The organism is Bradyrhizobium sp. 197, assembly GCF_023073375.1.
Lineage (GTDB): Bacteria > Pseudomonadota > Alphaproteobacteria > Rhizobiales > Xanthobacteraceae > Bradyrhizobium.
Genome location: NZ_JADPJJ010000121.1, coordinates 51,095 through 75,571 on the forward strand (window position 1 = coordinate 51,095; position 24,477 = coordinate 75,571).

At 61.5% G+C, this 24,477-nt stretch carries 11 protein-coding genes and 6 pseudogenes; 4 read left to right on the forward strand and 13 right to left on the reverse strand.

What is annotated here, in order from left to right:
• Positions 1–109: 109 nt before the first annotated feature.
• The 5 genes and pseudogenes from xopAD to IVB27_RS43805 all read right to left on the reverse strand — a co-directional run bounded on the left by xopAD (position 110) and on the right by IVB27_RS43805 (position 13,368).
• On the reverse strand, positions 110–8,500 hold the full coding sequence (xopAD, locus tag IVB27_RS27810; protein WP_524536520.1) for a XopAD/skwp family type III secretion system effector: 8,391 nt from the start codon (positions 8,498–8,500) through the stop codon (positions 110–112).
• A 1,236-nt stretch (positions 8,501–9,736) separates the two neighbouring features.
• Positions 9,737–11,505 (reverse strand): annotated as a pseudogene (locus tag IVB27_RS27815) (DUF4118 domain-containing protein); the annotation flags it as partial.
• A 105-nt stretch (positions 11,506–11,610) separates the two neighbouring features.
• Positions 11,611–11,848: pseudogene (locus tag IVB27_RS27820) on the reverse strand (potassium-transporting ATPase subunit C); the annotation flags it as partial.
• An 86-nt stretch (positions 11,849–11,934) separates the two neighbouring features.
• Positions 11,935–12,219, reverse strand: a pseudogene (locus IVB27_RS27825) (hypothetical protein).
• 819 nt (positions 12,220–13,038) lie between these two features.
• Entirely contained in the window at positions 13,039–13,368 is a 330-nt protein-coding gene (locus IVB27_RS43805; RefSeq protein ID WP_524536521.1) for a DUF4142 domain-containing protein, read from the reverse strand.
• A gap of 357 nt (positions 13,369–13,725) precedes the next feature.
• On the opposite strand from IVB27_RS43805, the gene IVB27_RS27830 reads away from it, so the two are divergent.
• Both IVB27_RS27830 and IVB27_RS27835 read left to right on the forward strand, forming a co-directional pair.
• Positions 13,726–13,872 (forward strand): hypothetical protein, encoded by a 147-nt coding sequence (locus IVB27_RS27830; protein ID WP_247400021.1) that lies wholly within the window; start codon positions 13,726–13,728, stop codon positions 13,870–13,872.
• 309 nt (positions 13,873–14,181) lie between these two features.
• A complete protein-coding gene (locus IVB27_RS27835; RefSeq protein WP_247400020.1) occupies positions 14,182–14,718 on the forward strand; it encodes a hypothetical protein in 537 nt (178 codons plus the stop codon).
• A 413-nt stretch (positions 14,719–15,131) separates the two neighbouring features.
• On the opposite strand, the gene IVB27_RS27840 is transcribed toward IVB27_RS27835, so the two are convergent.
• The 3 genes from IVB27_RS27840 to IVB27_RS27850 all read right to left on the reverse strand — a co-directional run bounded on the left by IVB27_RS27840 (position 15,132) and on the right by IVB27_RS27850 (position 16,343).
• Positions 15,132–15,323, reverse strand: a complete 192-nt coding sequence (locus IVB27_RS27840) for a hypothetical protein (protein WP_247342204.1) — start codon at positions 15,321–15,323, stop codon at positions 15,132–15,134.
• 126 nt (positions 15,324–15,449) lie between these two features.
• A complete protein-coding gene (locus tag IVB27_RS27845; protein WP_247363290.1) occupies positions 15,450–15,833 on the reverse strand; it encodes a hypothetical protein in 384 nt (127 codons plus the stop codon).
• A gap of 48 nt (positions 15,834–15,881) precedes the next feature.
• The gene (locus IVB27_RS27850; RefSeq protein ID WP_247400019.1) at positions 15,882–16,343 is read right to left on the reverse strand and encodes a Fic family protein; all 462 of its coding nucleotides are present in this window, start codon (positions 16,341–16,343) and stop codon (positions 15,882–15,884) included.
• Between the two features lie 366 nt (positions 16,344–16,709).
• Here IVB27_RS27850 and IVB27_RS27855 point away from each other — a divergent pair, with 366 nt between their 5' ends.
• A complete protein-coding gene (locus IVB27_RS27855) occupies positions 16,710–18,290 on the forward strand; it encodes a Fic family protein (RefSeq protein ID WP_247400018.1) in 1,581 nt (526 codons plus the stop codon).
• 329 nt (positions 18,291–18,619) lie between these two features.
• On the opposite strand, the pseudogene IVB27_RS27860 reads toward IVB27_RS27855, so the two are convergent.
• A pseudogene (locus IVB27_RS27860) lies at positions 18,620–18,792 on the reverse strand (PIN domain-containing protein); the annotation flags it as partial.
• Positions 18,789–18,983: pseudogene (locus IVB27_RS27865) on the reverse strand (FitA-like ribbon-helix-helix domain-containing protein). The pseudogenes IVB27_RS27865 and IVB27_RS27860, both read right to left, overlap by 4 nt.
• A 1,975-nt stretch (positions 18,984–20,958) precedes the next feature.
• On the opposite strand from IVB27_RS27865, the pseudogene IVB27_RS27875 reads away from it, so the two are divergent.
• A pseudogene (locus IVB27_RS27875) lies at positions 20,959–21,432 on the forward strand (Crp/Fnr family transcriptional regulator); the annotation flags it as partial.
• A gap of 180 nt (positions 21,433–21,612) precedes the next feature.
• On the opposite strand, the gene ccoS reads toward IVB27_RS27875, so the two are convergent.
• From ccoS to IVB27_RS27890, 3 genes are read right to left on the reverse strand one after another with little or no spacing between them, the layout of a single operon-like run.
• Positions 21,613–21,780 carry a cbb3-type cytochrome oxidase assembly protein CcoS gene (ccoS, locus tag IVB27_RS27880; RefSeq protein WP_247342297.1) on the reverse strand — a complete coding sequence of 56 codons (168 nt, stop codon included), beginning with the start codon at positions 21,778–21,780 and terminating at the stop codon, positions 21,613–21,615.
• Positions 21,780–23,969, reverse strand: coding sequence for a cation-translocating P-type ATPase (locus IVB27_RS27885; protein ID WP_247446194.1), 2,190 nt, complete (start codon positions 23,967–23,969; stop codon positions 21,780–21,782). The genes ccoS and IVB27_RS27885 overlap by 1 nt, the downstream gene beginning before the upstream one ends.
• Positions 23,970–23,980: 11 nt before the next feature.
• A complete protein-coding gene (locus IVB27_RS27890; RefSeq protein WP_247363284.1) occupies positions 23,981–24,466 on the reverse strand; it encodes a FixH family protein in 486 nt (161 codons plus the stop codon).
• Between the last annotated feature and the right edge of the window lie 11 nt (positions 24,467–24,477).

The following is a 24,477-nucleotide window of genomic DNA, read 5'->3' on the forward strand; positions in this document are numbered from 1 at the left end:
AGAAGGGCCAAGCGAGCGCGAGCTTACTCACAGGCAAAATGGCTGTTCTGTTCGCTTCCGCACATCGGCGATACCATTCCGGTCAAGAACCGCACAGGGGAGCTGCGGCTCACCCTGGTTTTGCGCGGTGTGAACAAGTCGCCGCGATAATCTCTCTTGCCTCCGTTGACCTGGCGATCTCGGGCATTCTTGATTCATCGAAAGCTCGCAATCCAAATGCCGCAGCGGCACCGTCCTTACGATCTCCTTCGGCTCCCCAGTGGGGTATGCCCAGGGCGCCGTCGGGGATCGCAATCTCTGTGCAAACCTCTCTCGTCCGCTGCACCAGTTTCTCGGCCTCAGCTTGCTCCAAAGCATCCTCCCTTGATTGCCGCCGCAGCCTGCCGAGAATTTTATAGCTGTCGTGATTGGCAAGCTTGGCTTGATAGCTGCCTGGCGTGTGGAACTCCACTTCGAAGCGATAAGAGTCCGCCGTGGTGAGCACTGTCTTGACGCCGACGAAAGTCGGACTGCGCATTCTGAACCAGTTGGTTGTCTGGCGTTCGGTGTAGTCCCGCTCCTCGAAGGCCAGCATGGCTTTCTTGAAGGCACGTGTAAAATCCTTGTCAGGAATTTCTAAGACGTGGCGTACCGCGTTGCTGAAGAGCTGTGGGGCGCTGCTGGGTGGGATGCTCATGCCGGTGAGCTGATCTGTCATGGAGGCATGCGATTTCAAGCGGCGCTCCAGATGGGGCATCTTCACCTCGATGCCGGCTTGCGCAAGGATTCCGGCAACCTCGCGTGCCGCTGCGGTGATTTTCCTCTCTTCGGCTATAGCTCGGCCAGCCTCATTTTGAGCGCGTTCTGAGGCCTGCTCGCGGGTCAGCGTGATCATGTCAGCATCGTCAGCGGCTGGCCGGAGGCCGGACGGTTTGCGCAAAATGCCCTGCTCCGCAGCGAGTTTGATCGAGGTCTCCATGATTGAAGCCGCCAGAGTGGGGTTGTCCCTCAGATCCTCCAAGGTCGCATTGACATCAAACCTTCCGCGGGCGAGGGTCGCCGCCACGCCCTTGACGTAGGGCACGGACTTCAAGCCCGGCGTCTTGTAGAGGAGCCGCTGAAGATGACTGCTCTTCTGGAAAAAGAGGTTGGCGCCAGTATCGGATTTATAGGCGTCGGTGCCGACCTTGATGCCGAGGCTCAGCAAGTTGTTTGCGCTTTTTACGAGGTCGTCCGCATTGTAACCATCCGGGCGGGGATCGATGCGAGGAGGATAGTGGTCGAGTAAAAGCTGGATGCGGTCTCGTGGCTGAGGCGTTGCCGGATAGGTCTCCGCCAGATCCGGGAAAAGGTTGCAGAGCCTTACGCTGAGGCTCGGGTTTGCGGCGTTCGAACTTTCGATTGTTTCGGGCAGGGGTTGCTCATTCGGCTTCACTGCCCATGCCGCTAGGTCGTCGACGAGCAACTCGGCCATTTCGCGAGCAACCAGATGTTTGGCGACCTCAATCTCGCTCCTCGCTCTCGCAAACGTGTTCTGGATATCTTGGCTACTCACCTCTTCCTGGCCCAACAGCTGACGGATCTCTCGCCTGAGCTCGTGGTGAACGCCCTCATAGGTGCCAAAGACAGCACGCTCGGCAAACCAGCGTTGTGCTTCATGGGATTGAGCCAGAAAGTTTCGCTGCAGGCAGCTATAGGTTCCCAGGACATCCTGCGTGGCGGCGAGGATCTGGCGGGCGCGACCGAACTGGTAATTGTCGCCCTCAAGCGCCGGGGTATGCGACTTTGGCGGCTTCAGCGACGGAAGTCCGAGAGCTTGCTCCTTGCGATCGAACTGGCGCACATGCTCATAAAGCTGCGGCCGGTCGCCGACAATGACGACGGTGTCCCCGTCGAAGTCTCCGTCAAGTTTTTTCTGTTCCCCGATCGGGACGGCAACCAACGAGCCCGGAGCGAACACCTCGGTAGCCTGCAGGATGCCGACGCACTCGAGCGGCGTGTCCACCTTGGCGCGGTCCTTGCTCGAGGTCCAGCTCGAATGGCATTTGACGTCCTCGGCAGACAACACCAGCCCACGGTCGGCGTAGCCGGCCGGCCACATCTTATCCGGCACAACCATCAGAATGCCTTTGGCAAAAAAAGTCGGATCGTCGCCCGCCAGTTCCTTCCCCGACTTCTGCGCGACATTGAAGCTGTATTGGATGGCTGTGCAGTTTTCGAGGAACACAGCGGTCGGGTCCCCCTCAACGGCCGACTTGATTCGCTCGGCGGCAAACGGGCGCAGATTGGGCTTGTCGTAGGGCGAGCGCCCGATCAGCACGCCGCTCGCCCCCATCAACGTCTCGCTCTTGAGCGTCGGCACATGGAGACAGTCATCGCTGGACGGTACGGCAACCGCGCCGGGACCGTCGATGTGTCCGGCCGTCACGGTGCGAAACAACTCTTCAGACGTCAACTCTCGCCCTTGTCTGCTCTCGAGCCAGGTTTTGGCCTTCTCCCGCGCCTCATCGGTCACCGGCTCGCTTCGGGGATAGTGTTGCAGCGCCGATGCGGGAACGGACATTCTTCTTCCCTCAGCAAAGGCAGGCACCCGATCAGGACCTTCCTGTCGGCGGGCGCGATTTACAGCTGGCATACGGTTGGCCAGCGAGGCCTTGATAAAACCGCAACCATCATGCGGCCGCAAGGCGATCGGGCCTTCTGGCCCAGTCAGCTTGAAGGGATGCTCCTCGCTGGCAGGACGGTCCGGCAGCAGCGACAGTTTGAAGGCGCCCTCCAGCGCGTAGTCCCGAGGACCTAGGTCCTTGATTGCCGGCGGCGCGGCAAAACCCCTGCGCTGAGTGTAATAGTATGCCTCTTTGAAAGGGGCCCAGGCACGTGACAGCTGCTCGAACGCTGTGCCCGGCGCCGTTTCGGCATACGGAATCGCCAGCAGCTTTCCCCCGGAGGACTCTGCCCTCGCCACACCTGGAAGGCGGCCGGCGATCTGCGACACGGGCTTTTTGGGCGGCTTTAACTTGCTTCCGCCGAACAGGTCCATGCGGTATGGCACACCCTGGACGGTGACCGTACGCGCCAGCATGAACGCGCTCGGCTTTCCTGGCAGCTGGACCGCGACGACGGGCAAAACCCCCGAGGTCAGGCGATGAAAAATCGAATAGCGTGTCTCGGGCTCCGTGGCCACTGGCCGGCCCTGCATGTCCACCACTGACAACTGCATAAGTCCCGCGTCACCCTGCGGAGGTCTGGGCTCGTGGGCCATGGTTCGCAACACCTGATGGACGTCGAACACGGACGCTGGATGTTGGGCCTGGACCGTCGCCGCATTCTGCGCCAAGAACGTGTCCAGCGCATCGACCGGACTCTCCGCCGCGATCTCCGCCATCAGGTTCCAGCTCATGTTGGAAAGATCGCCTTCGACGAGGCCGCCCGTTTTGTCCAAAATCTCCTTAGTCTTGCGCTGCAGCTCTTCCTGCCTCACCCGCAAATCGGACTTCTTGCCTTCGACATAGGGCCGGCGGAACAATGCCGCGAAAACCGCACGGGCCTTGAGCGTTTGATAGATCGACAAGGCGGGGCAACGGCTCGAGTACGGCCCTCGGGCTCGCTCGGCATCGCTTGCTTTGAGATGCCCCTCGATCTTGTGCTCGACGATCGGTTGAATGTCGTTCAGCAAGTTTAAAGCCCGCCTCCGGTGCCAGCGCAGGTGCGGGCTGCGCGCCAGCGGCAGGAGAGCGACGCAGAGAGTACCCATGGTTTCGAGGTCGTTCTCAGCGGCAAAGCCAGGGGCACGATGCAGTTCCGCCAGCCGGTCTAACCCCGTGCGTGCGAGCAAACCGAGATCGTCAAACAATTGAGCCTTAGCCAGCGCTTTGAAAATCATGGCGATGTTCAGAACCTGGGTCTGCTCCAGGCGATCACTGGCATAGTGAAGGTAGTGGGCCATACCGTGCAGCCGATTCTTCAGCAGAGCGGTCTCTATGATCTCTCCAGTGCCCTCTCCCCTCGTGACACCTCGCCCGAGAGCATTGGCTATCATGCTGAGCTGAGTTGTGGTGAACGCTCCGAATCGGAGGTCTCCCGAGCCGAGTTTGCCCGCTATGTCGATTATCGCCCCATGGCACACCGCCTCTTCCGGCCACTTGCTAAAGCCGTTCACCAGGATCGCCAGTTCCCGCGGAGTAAAATCAGAGAGCCGGTTGTCACGGCGAGAGACCTCGTTGGCAATCGCGACTGTGGCTTGGCGAGCGTCCTGCTCTTGCAGCCACTTGCTGAAACCGTTCACCAGGTTCGCTAGACCCTGCGGAGTGAAATCAGACAGCCGGTCGGCGCGAAGGACCTCATGGGCGATTACAACGGTGGCCTGACGTGAGTTCTCCTCTTGTGGGCACTTGCTAAAGCCGTTCACCAGATTCGCTAGGTGCTGAGAGGTAAAATCGGAGAGCCGGTCGGCGCGGCGAAGCACCTCACCGGCGATCACAACGGTGGCGTGACGTGAGTTCTCCTCTTGTGGCCACTTGCTGAAACCGTTCACCAGGTTCGCCAGACCCTGCGGATCAAACCCAGAAAGCCGGTCTGCGCGGCGACAGACCTCACCGGCGATCGCCAGCGTGGCTTCGCCACAGCCCGTCTCGTCAGGCCACTTGCTGAAACCGTTCACCAGGTTCGCCAGACCCTGCGGATCAAACCCAGATAGCCGGTCGGCGCGGCGACAGACCTCACCGGCGATCGCCAGCGTGGCGTCGCCACAGCCCCTCTCGTCAGGCCACTTGCTGAAACCGTTCACCAGGTTCGCCAGACCCTGCGGATCAAACTCAGACAGCCGGTCGGCGCGGCGACGGACCTCGTCGGCTATTTCAATTATAGCGCTGCAGCAGTCTGTCCTTTCCGGCCACCTGCTGAAGCCGTTCACCAAGCTCGACAAGTGCTGGGGAGTAAAACTGGAGAGCCGGTCCGCTCGGCCAGCGCGGCGACGAACCTCGTCGGCGATTGCAAGTATAGCGTCGTTGCACTTCGCCCCCTCCGGCCAACTGCTGAAGCCGTTCACGAGGTTCGACAAGTGCTGGGGAGTAAAATTGGAGAGCCGGTCGCCGCGGTGATGGACGACCTCGTCGGCGATTTGAACTATAGCGTCTCGGCAGTCCTGCGGCCACTTGCTGAAGCCGTTTACCAAGTTCGCCAACGCCTGTGGATCAAAATCAGAGAGCCCGACATCGCGGCGGCCCGCGCGGTAACGGACCTCGACGGCGATTTGAACTATAGCATCTCGACAGTCCTGCGGCCACTTGCTGAAGCCGTTCACCAGGTTCGCCAACGCCTGTGGATCAAAATCAGCGAGCCAGACATCGCGGCGACCCGCGCGGCGACGGACCTCGACGGCGATTGCCCTCATTGCACCGCGACACTCCGCCTCTTCCGGCCACTTGCTCAAACCGTTCACCACGGTAGCCAAGTTCTGCGGACCAAAGTCAGAGAGCCAGACGTCGCGGCGGCCCGCGCGGTGACGGACCTCGCTGGCAATTGCCCTTATAGCACCGTGATACTCCGCCTCTTCCGGCCACTTGCTCAAACCGTTCACCACGATAGCCAGGCTCTGCGGACCAAAATCAGAGAGCCCGGGAGCGCGGCGTCGAATCTCAGCGGCAACTGCTATTGTGGCCTCACGAGAGTTCTCCTGTTCCGGGCACTTGCTGAAGCCGTTGACCAGCAGGGCGAGACTTTGAGCGTTGAGCTCCGAAAGTGCTCCGCGTTGCTCACGAAAAAATCTGGCGATTCGGATCATTCCATTGCGACATTCCGCCACCCCGGGATATCGACTGAACGACAATACGAATAGGGAAAGCGTTTTGCTTTCGACGTCGTTTAGTGCATTGCCGAGGCTCGACACCTGAGCTGCCATGGCCCTGCACGCTTCCACGCCTGCCTGACCTCCAGCCTCCCGGCTCATGGTGTTGCATGAGGTGGCGTACCCCCATGTATTCCGGGCGCGGATATCTTGTTCCCATCTTGGGACAAATTCGCGTTTGAACTCGGAAGCGGCCTTTTGCAGGAATGTTGCGTGGTCCGCTCGACCCTGCAGCTTCCTGTCATACTCCACCACAGCGCACGAGAATTTAGTGATGTCGCCAGCGAAGGAAATGTCATGTAAAGCGTTATTAAGTAGGTTTTCCGAGTATCCACGCTTGAAGCTCTGTTCGGCTACATGGACGAAACGCCGCCTTCCCGGTCCTGCACCCGGGTCGGACTCCGTTTGCCTATGGGGTAGCACCGTGTCTGGTTGCGAGCTTCTGGATCCTTTATTGCCGAGCCAGGGTTTGTCATCAGAACCTAAAAAGGTTTCTTCTCGACCTGGCGCTCCACCCTCCGGCACTGGGGGAAAACCGCACCGTCGTGCAGTGGCTTCACCTGGCGCAGCGCCCAGGATCCGATGTGCGCCAACGGAGGGTCCGGAAGATCTGTCGCCAAGGGCATCATCGGCACCGCGCGCAATGCGAGCGAAGGACTTCCTTCTATCTTGAGGCCCAGAGTGCATCCGCTCGGCGGAATCGAATGATTGGCTGCCTTCCCCAGGGGCAAGACTTGATTCCGGGTTCGCCGCCTTCGCCAGTCCCTGCGCCTCGGACAACTTCATCTTGAGCCGGACTGTTTTCTCGTGCACTTCGTGCACATGCGCAGGCGTGAGCAGGCCGCGTCGACCAGGCTCTTCCAGCGGGTCCAGACAGGCCTGCATCTCGGCGGGCTGCGTCTGCAGGCGCTCGACCACGATGCCCACTACGTGATCGGCGTCCTCGGGCTTCATCTGGCGCGCTTGCGAGACGGTCCTTTGCTGACCAGCCAGATCGAACTGCAAAAGTTCGTCCGACCGCTTGACCAGTGGCGCCAACGCCTCCGTCGATGCCGGGGCCTTCCAGACCGCCGAGTGTGCCGCCGCCGACGACGCACTCGCATGCGCCTCCTTGGCGCTCACAAGCTTCTTCGTACCTAGATCCGAGCGCACGAGAACCTTGTCCGCTGGCGCGGTGTCGCTGTCGCCCGCGGCGACTTGCGGCTCGGGCCGCCCGGCCGAACTCGCGGCATCAGCAGCCGGCTTGCGGTTGCCTTTCCCCTCCCTGCGCGCAGCGGTGCCTTTGGCCGCCGCTGCCTTGCCGGCAGTGTCGGCCGGTACCGTAGCGCCAGCGTCGGCAGGCGATGCAATGATGGCTGACGTTTTCAGCTGCAGTGCCAGGAAGTGCATGACCTCGTGCGCAGTGATCCGTGCGTCGTCTACGATCTGGCCCAACAGTTCGAATGGCAGGCTGGCACCTGTTCGGTTATCGCTTAGCTTGGCAAGGATGTCGTCGTGCAACGCCAACGCAAATTCCGAAAGCCGTTCCATGACTCCTTCCAGAACGGCGCAGTGCTCTGCGTCGAGTGCCGCTCCGTCGTTGTGCAGAACGGCTTCCTCCGTCGAGAGGAATGCCGGATAAACATCCTGGACAAAGGTCCCGAGCAGATGCACCCCCCCGTTCTCACCCATGAGGGCGTCCCTCACGGCCGGTTCAAACGTGCTCGCCTGAGACTCGATCATAACTTGCGTGAGCGCAATCCGCGATTGCAGACGCATGTACCCCGCATGAAGTACCAAGCCGGTATTCAGGCGTAGTGCGGCCTCTTCGGGCTTCCGCATCTCGGGCGTCGTGCTTGGCAAGTTGGCGGTGGCCTCGCAGACGGACACCATCCGTTCCGAGCGCAACAGCTTCTTTCCCCACCACTCCATGCAAGCCGCATGCTCCTTCGCCACACTGGAAGCCACTCTGCTCAGCTGGTCGGGGGTAGCGTTGGATTCGAAAATCCGCTGGAACAGGGCTGCCGAATTCTTTCTGCGCTCTTGCAAGGCGGCGATAGTCGATGAGGCCAGTGCGTTGCATTGGTGGGCCGCATCGAGCACGGCATAGCGGTATCGACGGACCTCAGCGTCGGACAGAATGCTCCGCGCCACGGCCGGGCGCAGCCTCGCGTAGTACTCCAGAACTGCCGAACCTGCTTTGATGAACCGATCGCTCAGCTCTTGCGCCTCCTCCGAGTTCTGGGCGTGCAAGGCCGCATTACGGCAAGCGTCAAGTTCCTCAACCAGGCGATCCATGTGTCGCTTTGTTGCGTTGATTTCTTCCTCTGATGAGGAAATGGAGACTGCCACACCCGAAGTTGGCGGCTGGCTGGCGACCGGCGTTGTGTCTCCACCCTCCGACACTGAGGGAAAGCCGCGCCGCCGCGCAGTGACTGCACGTGGCGCAGCGCCTAGGATTCGATCTGGGCCAACGGAGGGACCGGAAGACCTGTCGCCAAGGGCATCGTCGGCACCGCGCGCCATGCTAGCGGAGGGCGTCCCTCTATCTTGGGGCCCAGAGCGCATCCGCTCCACGACGGAATCGAACGATTGACTGCCTTCCCCAGGGGCTAGGCTTGAGTGCGAGCGTGAACTGCTCGATCCGGCTCCAGCATCCCCAATGCGCGATCTGCCAGATCGGCCAATGCCCGTCATATTCCATCTCTGATAAAGGCGAGAATCGCTGCTTATGATGTTGCGGGCTGATGTCGCTCAGCCATGGTGTATCAAGGCTTTGGCCCATAAGTGCAATCGCCCAGATGGCGCATGGCATGAGATCTGAGGAACCTGCGGCATGTTTTCGGCAACCGTCATGGTCAGCCCGGACCCGAGACGGCGCGGCCTAGATCCTGGCCAAAGTACACGCCAGCAGCCCAAGATCGGCCGAGACTGGCACGCGATCGCATCACGCCGCACTCGCTATCCTCAGTTTTTCAGAGACAGAGTGGAGGTTTGATTGCGCGCTGCCTTTCACCGGGACCGTTCTTCGTCCATCTACGCGAAGATGAATTGCCGGTAGAACCACTCCGGCCAAATGCATCCGGGCAAACAGGTTCGCGAATCTTTGGCTTCCTACGTCCGTTTGCCCGGTGGCTCCCGACTGATTCGCTTCGTCAGCTTCGCCACCGTAGTGGACATCGAACGAGGCACCAATTCGACCATACATGATGATTGGCACTCCTGCGTTTGCATTGGGTTCAGGCTGATGAGGCGCGGCAGGCCTAGATAGACCGTCTGGCTGACGATTGGCTGACGGAGGCGTTCTCCCGGACCGATAAAGAAAATCCGAGACCTGGCTCAAGCGTTAATGAATCGGGCTGCGGCCTACACCGGCCGGCGAAGGCCGCAGGTCAGGCCGCCTGGGCCTGCGATCGGGCGCTGTCACCTTATCTGAGGAGCGTCTTGAGCTGGCTGGGACGAAGAGATTACGGAAACGGGCATCCGCCGCCGTTCTCCCACCCTCCCGTTTCGTCCTGGTGTGACAAATAAGGAGAACTTCTACTCTCCCTCTGGCGTAACGTCGGAGCCTGCCCACAAGCGCGGAAGACCGGCGTCGTGATTCCTGATGTTCAGAGCCTTCCATTGCAGCGCGGGGAAGTTCTCTATCGCGTGCTTGACGGCGGCATCGCCTTGGAGACTGCTGACGTCGATCCGTCCCTCTTCGTAGAGAGCATCAAGGAACGACATCTCGCCGCGATCATGTTCGAACAAGGGCGCCAGTCGTTCTTGCCATTCGGCCAGCACGAGCTCGCACCAGGCTTCGGGCGGCCGTCCTTGTCGAACATGTCGCTCTTCACAACGGTCAGCAATTTTCCGCGGAGTTCGTCGACGAAGAGGTCTTCGCGACGGCTCTCCAGCCAGCAACCGAGGATACCAGCGAGCGACTGGTTCTCGCGAGCTGTCGTCAACCCGACGAGCTTGGTCGTCGAGGGCGCGCACGGTCTGTAGCGCGTTAGAGAGTTCTTCGGTGCCCGCCGCCAGGTCGGGCCGCTCGACGCAGTCGACGAGGGTGCCGATGACGCCGATCAGCCCGCGGCCGGTCGGCAAAAACAGCCGCTTGGCGCCCGGCAGCGTATCCGAGCCGCGTTCGGCCGGGCGATCGTTGGACCAGGTCCAGTTCGCCGCTGCAAGGTCGGCCCTGTCGAGTTCATCCTCAGGCGGATAGCCGGATACCGTGAGCACGCCGTCTTCCGGCAGCAGCAGCACGACGCGTACTTTCAGCATCAGCGCGGTCTGATGGGCGGTCGCCCACAGCACGTCGTCCAGCGTCGCGGTGCCCGCAAGCTTGCGGCTGAAGGCGTAGAGCGATTCGGTGGTGCGGAGCCTGCCGATCGCCGTAACCGCCTGGGTGCGGACCCGCGCCGCGACATCGGAGACCAGGATCGCAATCAGCATGAAGAAGAAGAAGGCGGCAACGTTGGTCGGTTCGGTGATCGTGAAGGTGTAGATCGACGGCAGGAAGAAGAAATTGTAGCACAGCGAGGCCGCGACGCTGGCGCAAGGCCGACGGCCACGACCAGCAGCACCATCAAATACGGTTTTGGATCGAACGGTTTGGATCGTTCCGCGTTGCGTACCGTTTTCTTTGGAACAGGCTCGGCGGCGAGCTCCTCGCCGGCAATGACATTGACGCTGATATTGCCGGCGCGCCGCACCAGATCATGCACCACCGAACCGCGCATCAGCTCGAACCACCATGGGCGCGTCGACTTGCTGATGATGATCTGCGTCACGTTATTGGCATGGGCGAACTGAACGACATCATCGGCGATGCGGCGGCCGACACTGGGAATGGCGATGGACTCGCCGCCGAGCGATTCGGCCAACCGCATCGTGTCGGCCCAATCGGTCGCGCGGCCCGTCGGTCAGTTGCAGGCTGCGCCGCGTCTCGATGGTGACCGCGGTCCAGGGCGCATGCAGCCGGTCCGCCAGCCGCTTGGTGTAGCGCACCAGGCCCGCGGCGCGCGGATCCTCGCTGAGGCACACCAAAATGCGCTCGCCCGCGGCTCAGGGACCGGCAATGGCATTGGCCTTCATGTGGGTGAGCAACTGCTCGTCGACCCGCTCGGCGGTGCGGCGCAACGCCAGCTCGCGCAGCGCGGTCAGATTGCCCGGCGAGAAATAATGCTCCAGATCGTCGGGCGTGAGATCGATCAGCTCGATCGCGTCGGCGCGGTCGAACATCTTGTCCGGTACGGTTTCGCGCATCCGTACATGCGTGATCTGCGCGACCACGTCATTGAGGCTTTCGATGTGCTGGACGTTGACCGCCGTGTAGACGTCGATGCCACGGGACAGCAACTCCTCGACATCGAGATAGCGTTTGGGATGACGGCTGCCCGGCGCGCTGGTATGAGCGAGTTCGTCGACAGGGCGATCTGCGGACGGCGCGCGATCAGCGCGTCGAGGTCCATTTCCTCCAGCGTCTGGTCCTTGTAGCTCAGCCGCTTGCGCGGCAGCACTTCCAGCCCCTTCAGCAGCGCTTCGGTCTCGGGCCGCCCGTGGGTTTCGACCACACCGATGACGACATCGATGCCCGCCTTCAGCCTTGCATGCGCGCTTTGCAGCATCTCATAGGTCTTGCCGACACCGGGTGCGGCACCGACGAAGATCTTCAGTTTTCCGGCTTGATCGCCCTCCCGCCGCGCGGCCTCCAGCAACGCGTCCGGCGCGGGTCTTTTTTCATGATCGTGGCCGGCTTAAACCATACGGCAATATAGTCCTGACACCGGATAGTCCTCACACTGGGCTCGGCCTAGCTGGTCTCATTTGGACGCCGCGGCATCCAGCGCCAGATTGAGGGCCAGAACGTTAACCCGGGGCTCGCCCAGCAAGAGCCGCCCTATTCCGGTGCCGCGGGTGGCGAAGGCGCGGAAGTTTTCCGGCGAAATATCCGGATCGAGCCCGCTGGCCGAGGTGGTAACGAGCTCGACCGGAACGGACCCACCAGGGTTTTCGGCCTTCACTTCTCGAGGTATCTTCCTTGACCCGGTCGGCCAGGGCCTTGCTGGTCGAGCTGACTGCGCCACTATGCCGGCCAGAGTATTCGCGCTCCAGATACTGCGACGTGGCCCCTGCTTCAGATCCGCTTAGTCGCGAGACGGCTGCTTGGCAGGCGGGCCGCTCTTACTTCCCGGCAACCCTTTAACGTTAGATGGGTCCTGCGCCTGAACCGTCGGATTGCGGTGGTCTGTCGCGGAGCTGGAGCCAACCGTCTCTCATGGTTTGACAGCAGGACCGTTCTTGTTACCCGGCTGACCTGGTATTCCGGCGCCGGAGTTCTGCGCACTCGGAGCAGATGAGACATCTGGCTTGTTCGTTTGCCCGGATGCCGCTGGAGATAAAACCGTGATTGCGGTCATGATCCGCTTCATTGTGTTTCCCTCCTTAACCAGGAATTATGCCTCATCAGAACGAACGCGCTCCTCCAGAGCGCGTTCCGACCGGGCGCAAAGTTAACCAAATGCCGGAAGGGCAATTGCCCGAGTGCAATCCTCCGTACCATGGTATCGCCAGCACCGCTGACCAAAGGCGATGCGCCGGCTTTACCTGCAAGATCAGGCGGCCTCACGTTGCTCGTGCTCCACATACTCCACCGTACGTTTGCGTCTATCCATTGGACCATCCGCTCCTCTTCCTTCGATGACGCCTCGAGCGGCGGCCGCGCTGAATCCATTCCGGTCGCGGGGCAGAGAGCCAGGAGAGACTTATAAGGCAGCGATTTCGAAGGGCTCGAAAGCATTGTTGGTAAACGTATTGTTCAGAATTTCGTCCAGCCATCGCATGCGCCATGGCCTGCAGGTTTGCCCTCGCCGGTAGCGCCGTTGTCTTGGCACTGGAGGTGCTCTCCCCACAAGCCTGCAGGCAGTCCTTCAGTCGCTTGAGTTGTTCATTGGCTTCCTGCAGGTGCCGAAGGCCGACATATGTCGCGCGCGTTGTTGCTCATAACGGTATCCTTTGGCTTTGTCGCACCGTCCCATCGCTTCCCGAAAACACATCAGAGAAGGACTCGTTCCAAGCTCGTCTGAGCCGGCCAGCACTGATGCCGTCCCAGCCGTTGCCCAGCTGTGCGGACGGAAATCGGCGTTGCTCAGTCGCGAAAGAAGTCACTGACAGGCACGCCGCAGCGAGATCGACGGCCGGCCGCTAAGCGCATCCGCGACCTGGCCAGACGACCTTTTGGAGTATCCCGCTTAGAGGCGGCGCGCCATTGAGAGGTGGTGCCGCAAACGGGGCAGAGCGGTCCGCGCGAAGCTGACGAGACGCGTGTGGTCCCCGGTCGCTGCATAGGAGGAAAAGAGCGCGACCGCCTTCCGATGGCCGGAAATCATGAGGGTTCCCCCTGGTTCGACAGCTTTGAGCCGGAACGGCGCTCCGGTTACTCCGAAGCCGCGGAATTTGCACACGCTGGCACCGCGATCGCAAGTGTGCTTGCCACGATGGCGATGGCAAGAGTGGATTCCTGAAGCGTTTTCACGGGCATCCTCTCTTGGACTTGTGAATTCATTGACTGCCCCACTCATGCGGCGAGGGGAGCGATCAGAAGCTCAACTGGGGCGATCACAAGGGATTGAGACAACCGAGCTACCTCATGGCCGAGGCTCCCAATCCTGGCGCCAATAAACGGAAGCCCCGGCTTGGCGCGCGCCGCTCCCTTCAGTCTCGGACGTCCGCGGAGTCCACTCCCTCAGGGGAGAGTAGGCCAAAATACAACCATACTCGCAGTACAGAATAGGGAGCGGCGACACAGAGCGCCGACCGACTGCTAAGGCCCGCCTGCGGCGGGGGTTTCTCCTCCTTTACCCCGCCGCGCCCGAAATCAGATCTGCTGCAAAACGTCGGGCGTCCTCTTCTTTCCTCGCGCAATCAAGGAACAAGACTTGACAGTTCAAATCGGCGTCAATGGCCACTCCATGTTTGCCTCCGGGGCGTACCGCCAGATCAATGACGAGGACGTCTTCAAGACGCTCGCCGCACAAAAACTCAAGCGATACCGTCTGACCATTCCTCTGGCGGCTGACCACTGATCCATGGGTAGCGACGCGCTTCACCTCGATCGTAGGCCTTGCCGCCAACTATGGCGTCACGCTTGAACCTGTTCTGGCGCTTCCGCTAACGTGGGGCGACAAGACCGATGCTGGCAAGTATCCTGCCGGCGACGCTGCTGCGATCTACTCCCAGGGCTACAATCGGATCCTGGCATTCGTTCGCCAGTTCGCATCTTCAGTCGGCGACTGGGAACTTGGTAACGAGATCAATCTGACGTCCGTGATGGCAACGGCTCTCCGTTGTTCGGCAAGGGATGGACCTCTGCCGAGTTCGCTGCATATCCGTCGATGGCCGACTTCGCCAATCTCTTGCGGGGAATGTCGGACGCGATCGAGCAGGTACGCCGCGACACCGGCAGAAACCTTCGGCGCATCGTCGGCACCACATCGACGATGTTCGGCTACATCGACTTCATGAAGGCGAATGGCGTCAAGGTCGATGTGCTCGGCTATCACTATTACGAGCATGCCGGCGCGGACCCGACGAACTACTGGGGCGGAGTTCGTCCCAATTTCAACCTGTTCACAAAGCTGTCGAGCTACGGCGTTCCAGTCGCCATCAATGAGATGAACGGCGCCGAGGTCTACGACGCAACCTTCGTCAACACCTCGACGTCTGCCTCGATGTCGGCCTGTAACTCAAACCTGGATGCGATGCTGGCGAAGTTCTCTCAGCATTCGTTCATCGAGTGGATCGATCTCTACGAGCTGATCGACGAGCTGGACCAGACTGGTCCCGAAGGTCGGTTCGGGCTGATGTCCAATCTGTCGACCCCGAAGCCGCTCATGTCGACGGTTGACAAGTATACGGGTGGCCCCCAGTAGGCCCCACCCGCACCAGCACCGACACCAGCTCCCGTATCGCCTCCGGCGCCGACCATATCCGTGTCCTACCGATGCTCCTGCGTACGGGGCATCGGTCATTTCGTTTCCTGTCGATCACCCTGATCGCTTCAGCAACCTCAATGACCGCAACCGCGCATCCGGCATCGGCCTGTTCAATGCCGGTCGCCAGCTTGGCTGGTCTCATGGGAGCAGCCCTGCTCCACAGATCGATCGACGATACCCGACCTGTCGGCTTGGAAGCTCGCGGTTCAGAGCGGCACGCTCATTGACTCAACGCTCTTTGGCCTGTGAGAGACCAATCCGTCCTTCATCGCGCTCCGCGAATGTCTCCCCAGCCCTCGCTTGTTCAGCAAAGGCCACAATGCTTGCTTCCGTTTCGGCTATCTGAGTCTTCATCTGTTCGGGACGCGCGGACCATCCGCCGCCATGCGCCTGATGCGGTCGATTTCTTCGGCTGTCTGAGCCTGCACCTCATCGGATAGAACGTGAGGGGGCGGCAATGCGCAGAGCTTCTCGAACTCATCGCTTTCGCTCTGGAGCACGATCAACGAGTAGTCGGAAAATACGATGAGGGCATCGACCATCTCGTCGGTCTCGTCTAGGATCAAAACTCACGCACGCGGCGAGCCTTTGGATCATATTTTGTGGCGGCCGCTGAAGAGGATTCTGATTCGACATCCAGGCTATGATCCAATGAAGATGACAGAGGCTCAGCTCGCTGTTCCGGAGTCGTTCGAGAAGGCCGTTTGATAAAGCTCCTCAATCTTCGTGACTTCGTCTGGCGTTAATTGGGAGAATTCGTTGTCACGGGCGCGCTTTGAGAGTCGCCCTTCATTCTGTTGCAAGAATCCAAAGAGATTGTTGAGGGTGCGCTCCGGCATGTCGATCATGTTTTCGACGCCCGCCCGGAATGTATCGAAGCTCCGCAAGAACCGGATTTCCTTCGGAAGATCCTGTTCGATGGTCCTCTGCACGCATTCGTACAGAAACTCCGCGTGCGGCGTTGCATCGAAAAAGCGGTAAACGTCAGCCGTATCGTTCAGGACCTTGACGTTGCCCTGTGGAGTAGGCTGCCATTGGACGCATGGCAGCAATCTACTCGAATAGCTTTCTAATCCGTCCTTGTATTCGGCGATTTTGTCTTAGGATGGCGGCTGAAACCGGAAAGTGGATGCCGCCGGATTGAATCCGTCGTGCCAGGTGCGGCCATTGCCGTCCTCGAATGGATGGATGTAGACGAACCCGAAGGCCAGCACGGCGGCAGCCACAACGGGGGCAAGCTCAATTGACGAGGCCTGGTCGAACGCGATCAATCCGTGGACGAGGGAGGCGATATCTTCGTGATGCGCGCTGATATGGTCGGGAATGGGTCTCTGCGTCTCGTGGTCATGCTCACCGACGAAACCGCCTTCCTTCCGAAAGCCGAGCTTCACGAAACGCTCATCACCGATGACAATGCGGTGCAGGCGCAAGAACACCGTCTCATCGAGCGGTGTCCATCCTGCTTCGCCGATGACCCTATCCCACCGCTGGATAAGATCCTGCGGCGGCTTCTCGCCTTCGATGACGCAGCTCGATTTTGAATCCTTGAGGAGAAGGGTCAATTGCGCGGGCCCGCCGCAACGCTCTGGCCATGGCGCCTGGCTCGGAACGCCGGCGCGCCCGTCAGGATCCGGCCCGATGGGCGTCGATGTTGTTCAGGAGGACTCGCTAAGCGTAGGCATAACCGGGTTCCTTGCCGATCGGCGGCCACATTCTCAGCCAGACAAGCACCTTAACGTCGGCCTTCCACCGGAAGGCGCTCTAGCCAGGTCTAGCTCGGCTTCTCGGCCTAAGCGCCTTGCAATAATTTATTGTAATTACGCAACTGAATTTTATTGAGAGCGCCAGCATAATACTATTGATATTAAACAGCGTTATATTATTGTATTCGCAGGACATCAAACTATCGGAACCTCGCGAGCTGGAACATGCCCACTCTCCACGAAAAACTCGCCCAGTCCCTCACTGAGCTGAAGACCCTCAGCAACGGCGGAAATCGACGAATCTTCCGGAGCGACGAACTTTCGCGCACCCACCGCGAACGGCTGGTGAAGGCCGGGTTCCTGAAGGAGATCATCAAAGGATGGGTGCTGATGACGCGGCCCGAGGAGCGGTCGGGCGATAGCACGTCGTGGTACTCGTCGTTCTGGGAGTTTTGCCGCGCCTACTGCAACGAGCGCTTCAAGAGTGACTGGGTCCTCTCGGCAGAAAGCTCAATCCCGCTACTTGCAGAAAATCTCAATGTTCCGAAGCAGATCGTGATCGCGGCACCGACCGCCAATAACCAAACCCAGCCCCTCCTCCATGGCACCTCCCTTTATCTGTACAAGGCGACCAAACTGCTGGTGACCCCGGTCAAGACCGCCGGGGTCCAGACCTTTCCGGCGCCGGAGGCGATCTGCGCTGCCGCGCCAGCTTTCTGGCAGACGCAGAAGAACGACGTCATCGCCCTGCTCGGTTCGCAGAGGAATGCCAGCGCAATCCTAAAAGTCCTGCTGGAAGGCGGACATGCGGCCGCGGCGGGGCGCATCGCCGGGGCGTACCGACTGCTGGGCAACACGCGGGCCGCCGACGATATCGTCACCGCGATGACGGCGGGCGGGCACGATGTCAGGGAAGATGCCGATCCATTCAAAGCGCCGGTACCGATGCAGCTTCCAAGCCGGGCCACGCCACCAATCATGACGCGAATCCGTCTCATGTGGGCGGAGATACGCGAGAAGGTGTTAGCAAATTTCAAGCTTGAGCCGCGGCGTATCAACGATCATGACGGATATCTGGCCGCGATCGACGAACGGTACACCTCGGACGCGTACCACTCGCTTTCTATCGAAGGCTACTCGGTCACGGAGGAACTGATCGAGAAGGTGAAGACCGGGAAATGGGATCCCAACGGCAGCGATGGAGATCGCAAACAAACGGATGCAATGGCCGCGAAGGGCTACTGGGATGCGTTCCAACTGGTCCGTGGCGCGGTGGCCCGCGTGCTCAACGGCGAGGACGCCGCCGAGATCGCCGATCGAGAGCACCTCGACTGGTACCGGGCCCTCTTTCAGCCCTCAGTTCAAGCCGGCATCATCAAGCCCAAAAACCTCGCCGGTTATCGAACTCACTTCGTTTTCATCAGGAACTCGGGACACACACCGGTCGCTTGGGAATCGGTACCTGACGCCATGGAGGCTTTTCTTGATTGCCTGAAGGAGGAGAAGGATCCGCGCGTGAGAGCTGTGCTCGGACACTTCATATTCACCTTCATACACCCTCTTCCAGACGGCAATGGCCGAACGGGCCGCTTCCTCATGAATGTCATGATGGCATCGGGAGGACTGCCTTGGACAATCATTCCCGTCGGCAGACGCGACGAATACATGCGGGCACTCGAGAGCGCGAGCGTACAAGGTGATGTCGGTCCCTTCGCCGCATTCCTGGCAGACTGTTGTCGTCGTGAACCGCCTCCGCCCCGGCAGAGCCTTCCGGGAGAAGTCCAAGCACTGGCGGACCTCGGTTGAGGATCGCGCCGGACTAGGGCTCGGCAAAAAGCCCAGTGCCACCAAATCGCGCGCGCACGTTGCGAGCCATCGCACGGCGAGATGCCGACGTGACCGGCGCCCGTGGGCTAACCTCGAAGCGCGCGCGATCATGATCGGGATGACCAGCATGATGATCAGCGATCAAGCTGACCAGCACCGATCGCGATCGGCGTGATCTCGATCATCATCCTCGGCGGCATCAGCATGCCGATGTCCAGCAGCAGAAGCAGTACGCCATTCCGCTGTCAGCCTCAGAACGGACGTTGGGAGGCCGTTCTCGGCTGCAAGGTCGAGGTGCTGACCAAGGGCCTTCTTTCTCCCGACCCGCGCGGCAGCGCGCGGATGCCGAACAACAGTTCGGCGATGGTGACGCTGGAGAAAAACAGCGTCTCGGGCCCCTGGGCGTCGAGCCAGTCACGAACCGATGGATGCGGTTCGGACTTCATCGCTCGGAGACCAGATTCGTATCGAGCAGGATCATTCGAAGCGCATCGGCTCAGCGAGACGCGCGTCGCGGCCATGTTCAAGTGCCTCGACATCGGCATTGGTGAGGCCGATCTTCTCGGGACGCACGGCGGCCTCCAGAATGGCGCGCATTTCCGCTTCCGCGCTGCGATTGTGCTACGCCGCGCGGACTTTCCCCTTGTAGGCAGCACCATTCTCAAGCGCGATCGTGCTGCACGACCGGGTCCACGAAGGTGATGTGCAACGTGATCGGCCCTCTGGAACCGTCGAGCAACACGCGAAGCCTGCTGCGCGTAGCACCGAACCCGAGAACGACTCCTTGCTTGCCGCTCAGACGCGGTCCAGCCGCTTCGCAAACGACTACACGCTCACCTACGGTCCAGTCGTGGAGCGTACTTTCACTGGCACATGTCACTTTGAGTGTCCGAGGACTTTACCCGTCCCAATTCCAACCACGCCGAAAGAGACACGCAGTTAACGATCGCACATCGGGTCCCTCCGTTTCCGACACGCCTCGAAATGCTGCAAGACTCGCATAACCGCGGCCCGACGCCTAGCCGAATGTTAGAGCTCTGCCTGGCGGTTCAGGGCCGGACTGGATCCACCAGTTGGAGTACGAACCTCCGGAATGCTGGTCTACTTTGAATTGGAGGATCCTTTTTGCAGTGGCGTTTATCCATTGGTCTAGGAGGGCCTAACGGGCGCTCTCAGGGCAATGAGCGTTCTGTCCACCGTCGCGACGATATCCGCGACCGTGCTGTGGTCGGCATCGCGGTGGTGCTGTTCACGACGCATGACCATTCGGAGGTTGAGGACGATGACTGCCACAAAACTCTCGCGACCCTTCCGTGAAAGAAATGCTCTCGAGCGCCTGGGACCGGGAGCTGGCGAAAGATCTTGCCCAGGAAGTCGAGATCTGCACAGGCGACCGCGCGAAACGTTCGCCGAGATGCGCGGCTTCCTTGCCGTCAAGGGCTACCGGGAATTTCTGCCGGCCGCAGAAGGCTCGCGTAAAAAATCGTCGAAGACGCGCTGAACTTGGTCGCTCACGCGATACGCTCCTACGCGCTCGAAAGGCCGGCTCCATCCGCCGCGCTTTTCCGGAGCGCGGCCGTGATTGTTCCGAGTGGCGCGACGCTCGTGAAAACCTGCATACGCTGATAATCGGCGTCCTAGCCGAATTACGGGCTCTTCGGCGAAGCCGCCGAGAACGCCCTCACTATGTTGAGGAGTCTCGTTCGCGCCTACGTGCTGAACGAACTCATGCACACGGTCGTGGGATCGATTCCTACGACGAAGCGTTCGACGAGGCCCTCCAGGTCTTTCGTGCTCGGGCTGCCGGCTTTCGCTTCCTCGAGAGGCGGCCGGGCGAGCGGGCCGTTGCGGCAGGAGCTTGCCTACGTCGCCGATCAAGAGGAAGGATGGGCCTCCCGGTAGGGGATCGAGGTAAGGTCTGGCAACGGCGCTGGCCGAGATTTTGGGTTGAATGCGCTCTACGGCCGGACGCCCGGGGGAGAAATACTGCAATTGCGGCGGACCAGCTACGTCCGCGCAAAGGACATTGCGCTGGCGCAACGGCGGCCCCGGCCGGCTTCAATAAGAAAGCATCACACCAGAATTGGGAGCGTATTGGGCATGAAGAAAACAGAGAAGACTTATCCCATTCTTGAAGGCCTCCTGGATGTTTTCGGTAACTGGCTGAGGCATCGTCGTGAACTCCGTGAGTTGCATCAACTCTACTGCGGCACGAATCGCGCCGATCTGCGCGTTACGCCTGCAGACCTCGATGCGTGGTCAAGGACGCTTGCGGCTGACGAAATTGCCCGGGTTACTGAAGGTTCTCGGCATCGACCACGAGGATGTCTTCGCGATCGAAGCCGGCAGTGCTGCGCGACGAGCGGGTCTGCACCCAATGCGACCGGAAGGTTGAGTGCAACAACGATGTCGAGATCAGGGTGGATACCAGAGATTACGAAGACTACTGCCTCAACGCTCCAACGATGCAAGCGCTCAGCAGCAGCCTGGAGGGCCACCAGAGATGACACCGAATTTGACCGTGTGGCGGTGCCTCGCATCCTCCGCCCATCAGCAAGGAGATCGCCGATGCTTCCGCCCGCACTCTACACCACCCAGCCTTCCACGACTCGCTCCGCGCCCTCGCCGTCCGCTGCGTTCGGCGGCTGGTCGGCGGCTGGTCGGCCAGACGGCGCTCGTGGCCAGCGAATTCGCAAGCGGCAAGGACGAGGAGATCTCGGCGAGGGCCCACCGCATCGCGGCCGAAGCGATCCTCGAGACCACGGTGCGCCTGGTAAACCGGGCGAGCCCGGACAAGGCGGCCAATACAGACTGTCAGGTCGCGCGCAAGCTCTGGACCCTGACGGCCGGCGAGCTGAAGCACGCGGAGGACCACATGCTGCTGCTCGGCCGCAAGAACGCCATGGAGGATCGCGACCTTCCTGCTCGAGACGGACATCCCGCACCGCGGCCGCCGGCCTGATGGCCGTCCGAGTGCCGCCGTGACATCGGCGACTATCTCGGCCTCATCCTGGAGACGGTCTCGCGAGCCCTGTCAGAGCTTCACGCCTAAGGCCTTCTCGGCTTCTCCGGAGCGCGCCAGATCGTGCTGCGCCATCGCCAGCATTTGCCGGACATGGAGGTCGGACTCCCGCCACGCCGCCGGTCCGTTCAGTTGCGCCGCCTTCGATTGGCAACAACGCCCCCATGCAGTGACACAACCTGCCGTCATAACAAACCTGGTCAACCCTCCATCAACGACGACAGGGATGCTCTCCCATTCACTGGAAGTCCGCCGCACCTCGTGTGGAAAGCTACCGCTTTACCGCTTAGCCGGCGCCTCTTGCGGCGGCTCGTCGTCGGCAATCGCCCGCCACGCTGCGCCGTCGAGATCGTCGTACTGGCCGCTCCGGAGCGACCAGAGGAAGCCGGCGAGGCCGGCAAGACCGAGCATCAGCGCCAGCGGGACCAGAATGATCAGGATCTCCATCACACGATCTTCCGCGAGGCGCTGCGTGCCCGCAGCGAATTCAGCATGACCAGGATTGACGAGCCGCTCATAGCGGCAGCCGCGATCAGGGGCGTGACGACACCGCTGATCGCGATCGGCACCGCCAGGACGTTGTAGCCGATCGCAAGCCAGAGGTTTTGCCGCATCAAATGCAGCGCCTTGCGCGCGGAATCGATGGCGGCAACGACTGGCGCCAGCGGCCGGCCGAGGAAGACGAGATCGGCGGTCGCCTGGCTGAGATGCGCGGCCGAGATCGGCGACATCGAGACGTGGGCCGCCGCGAGCGAGGGTGCATCGTTCATGCCGTCGCCAACCATCAGCACTTTTGCGCCTCGCCGTTTCAGCTCCTCGATCCGCGCGATCTTGTCGGCCGGCGTCACGCCGGCGCGCCACTCGGCGATGCCGAGCGCGTGGGCGGCCGCCCTCACCGCCGGCTCGCGGTCGCCGGAGAGGATCTCGATGCCGATGTTGCGCGCCTTCAGCGCCGCGATCACGGCCTGCGCATCCGGACGCAGCCCCTGGCGCACCGAGAGGATGAATTTTTCCGTTCCCTTGCTGAAAGCGACGATGGAGGCTTCAGCGTCGAGATTGACGCCGCCGGCCAACGCCTCGGCGCCGCAGAAGGACGGACGACCAAGACGAATCTCGACGCCCTCGACCACAGCGCGCACGCCCTGCCCGGCCTCCTCGACCGCGCCGACGATCGGCGATCTGGCGCCGGCGGCCTGCGCGACCGCAGCGGCCACCGCATGATTGCTCGACAGCGCGAGGCGACCGGCGAGCTCGAAGATATCAGTGGAGATCTCGGCCGCATTCGTGACTGCGAGATCCGGCAGAGTCAGCGTGCCGGTCTTGTCGAAGATGATGTGGTCGGCTTCGGCCAGCCGCTCGATGGCGTCGCCCGAATTGAGCAGCACACCCGACTTGAACATCGCGCCCGAGGCCACCGTCTGCACCGTCGGGATCGCAAGCCCGAGCGCGCAGGGACAGGTGATGATCAGCACGGCAACGCCGGTCACGATTGCATCATGCCAGCTCGCGCCGGCGATGACCCATCCAAGGACGGTGAGAAGCGCGGTCGCGTGGACCACCGGCGCATAGAGCCGCGAGGCGCGATCCGCGAGCCGCATGTAGCGCGAGCGCGCCTGGAGCGCGTTGTCGAGCAGCCGCGTGATCTCGGCAAGCAGCGTGGCTTCTGAGGCGGCCGAGACCCGCACCCGCAGCGTGCCGGAGATGTTCATCGAGCCCGCATAGACCGGCGTGCCCCGCCCGGCCGTGACATAGAGCGTCTCGCCGGTGATCAGGCTCTGGTCGATCTCGGAGCGTCCCTCGATCACGGTGCCGTCGACCGCGCAACGCTCGCCGGGCCGCAGCAGCACGATGTCGCCGGGATGGATCGCCGCAACCGGCACCTGCGAAATCTCGTCAGGCCCGACGAACTTGGCCGCGGTCTCGGCCTTGAGTGCGGCGAGATTGCCCGCGACCGCGCGCGTCCGCCGCCGCGTGTTCTGGTCGAGGAAGCGGCCGACCAAAAGAAACGTGAGCAGCATGATCGCCGCGTCGAAATAGGCGTGCTCGGCGTGGTGGATGGTCTCGACCACGGACATGCCGAGCGCAAGGCACACCCCGATCGAGATCGGCACGTCCATGTTGGTGGTCTTGTTCGATAGCGCGCGCCAGGCCGAGCGGAAGAACGGCTGCCCCGCATAGGCTGCCGCCGGCAGCGCGATCAGCGCCGACAGCCAGTGGAAAAAGTAGCGCTGCTCGGGCAACATGTCGGAGACATTGCCGGACCACACCGGGATCGACAGCATCATCACGTTCAAGGTGGCGAACGCGGCGACGCCAAGGCAGCGCAGCAGGAAGCGCGAACCGGCAACTTCCGTCGCCTCCGCGCTCTCGGTCTCGTAAGGATAGGCCTTGTAGCCAAGCTCTGCCAGCCGATCGATGAAACGGCTTGGGTCGAGCGTGCCCTGCTTCCATTCCAGCGCGACGCGCCGGTCGGTGAGGTTCACCCGCGCCAGCGTGACGTCGGGAATCGCCGACAGTCCGCGCTCGATCTTGGCCATGCATCCGGCGCAGTGAACGCCCTCGACCGCGAGATCGATGTGCTGGACGCCTTCGCCCGCGGTCCGGACGTAGTGCGAGAAGTCCCGCGTGATCTGCATGGCGAAATCCTTCAGTTCAGAATGACGCGGTTGCGTGACAGGAAGACGCGCGCGCCACGCAATTCGCCCTCGATCACCATGTCCCATTGCCCGGGCGCGACGGAGGCGGCATTGCCGCGATAGATGCCGATGCCGGCCTCCGAGAGCTCGACCGCGAGATCAGCTCGCTTGTCGGTCGGCCGCTCCAGGCGGCCGCCGAACTTCAACCCGCTCACCGGATGCCCGGCAGCGTCGCGCGCTTCGACCTGGAGCACGGCATTGCCATCGGCGCGCCGCTCGATATGAGCGTTAACCTGCCATTTGCGCGCGGCTTGGTCCTGCGCCGCCGAGATCTCGCGGTCATAAATGAGGCCTGCGGCATAGGGGCTGTCGACGTCGGTGCCGGGCAGCGTCGCGATCGCAAGCTTCATCATGGTCACGTTGACGCCGATCACGACGCCGAAGAAGGCGACCAGCATCGGGAACACCTTGGTCCCGGTCAGCGGCTTGGATGCCATGGGTGTCTCCT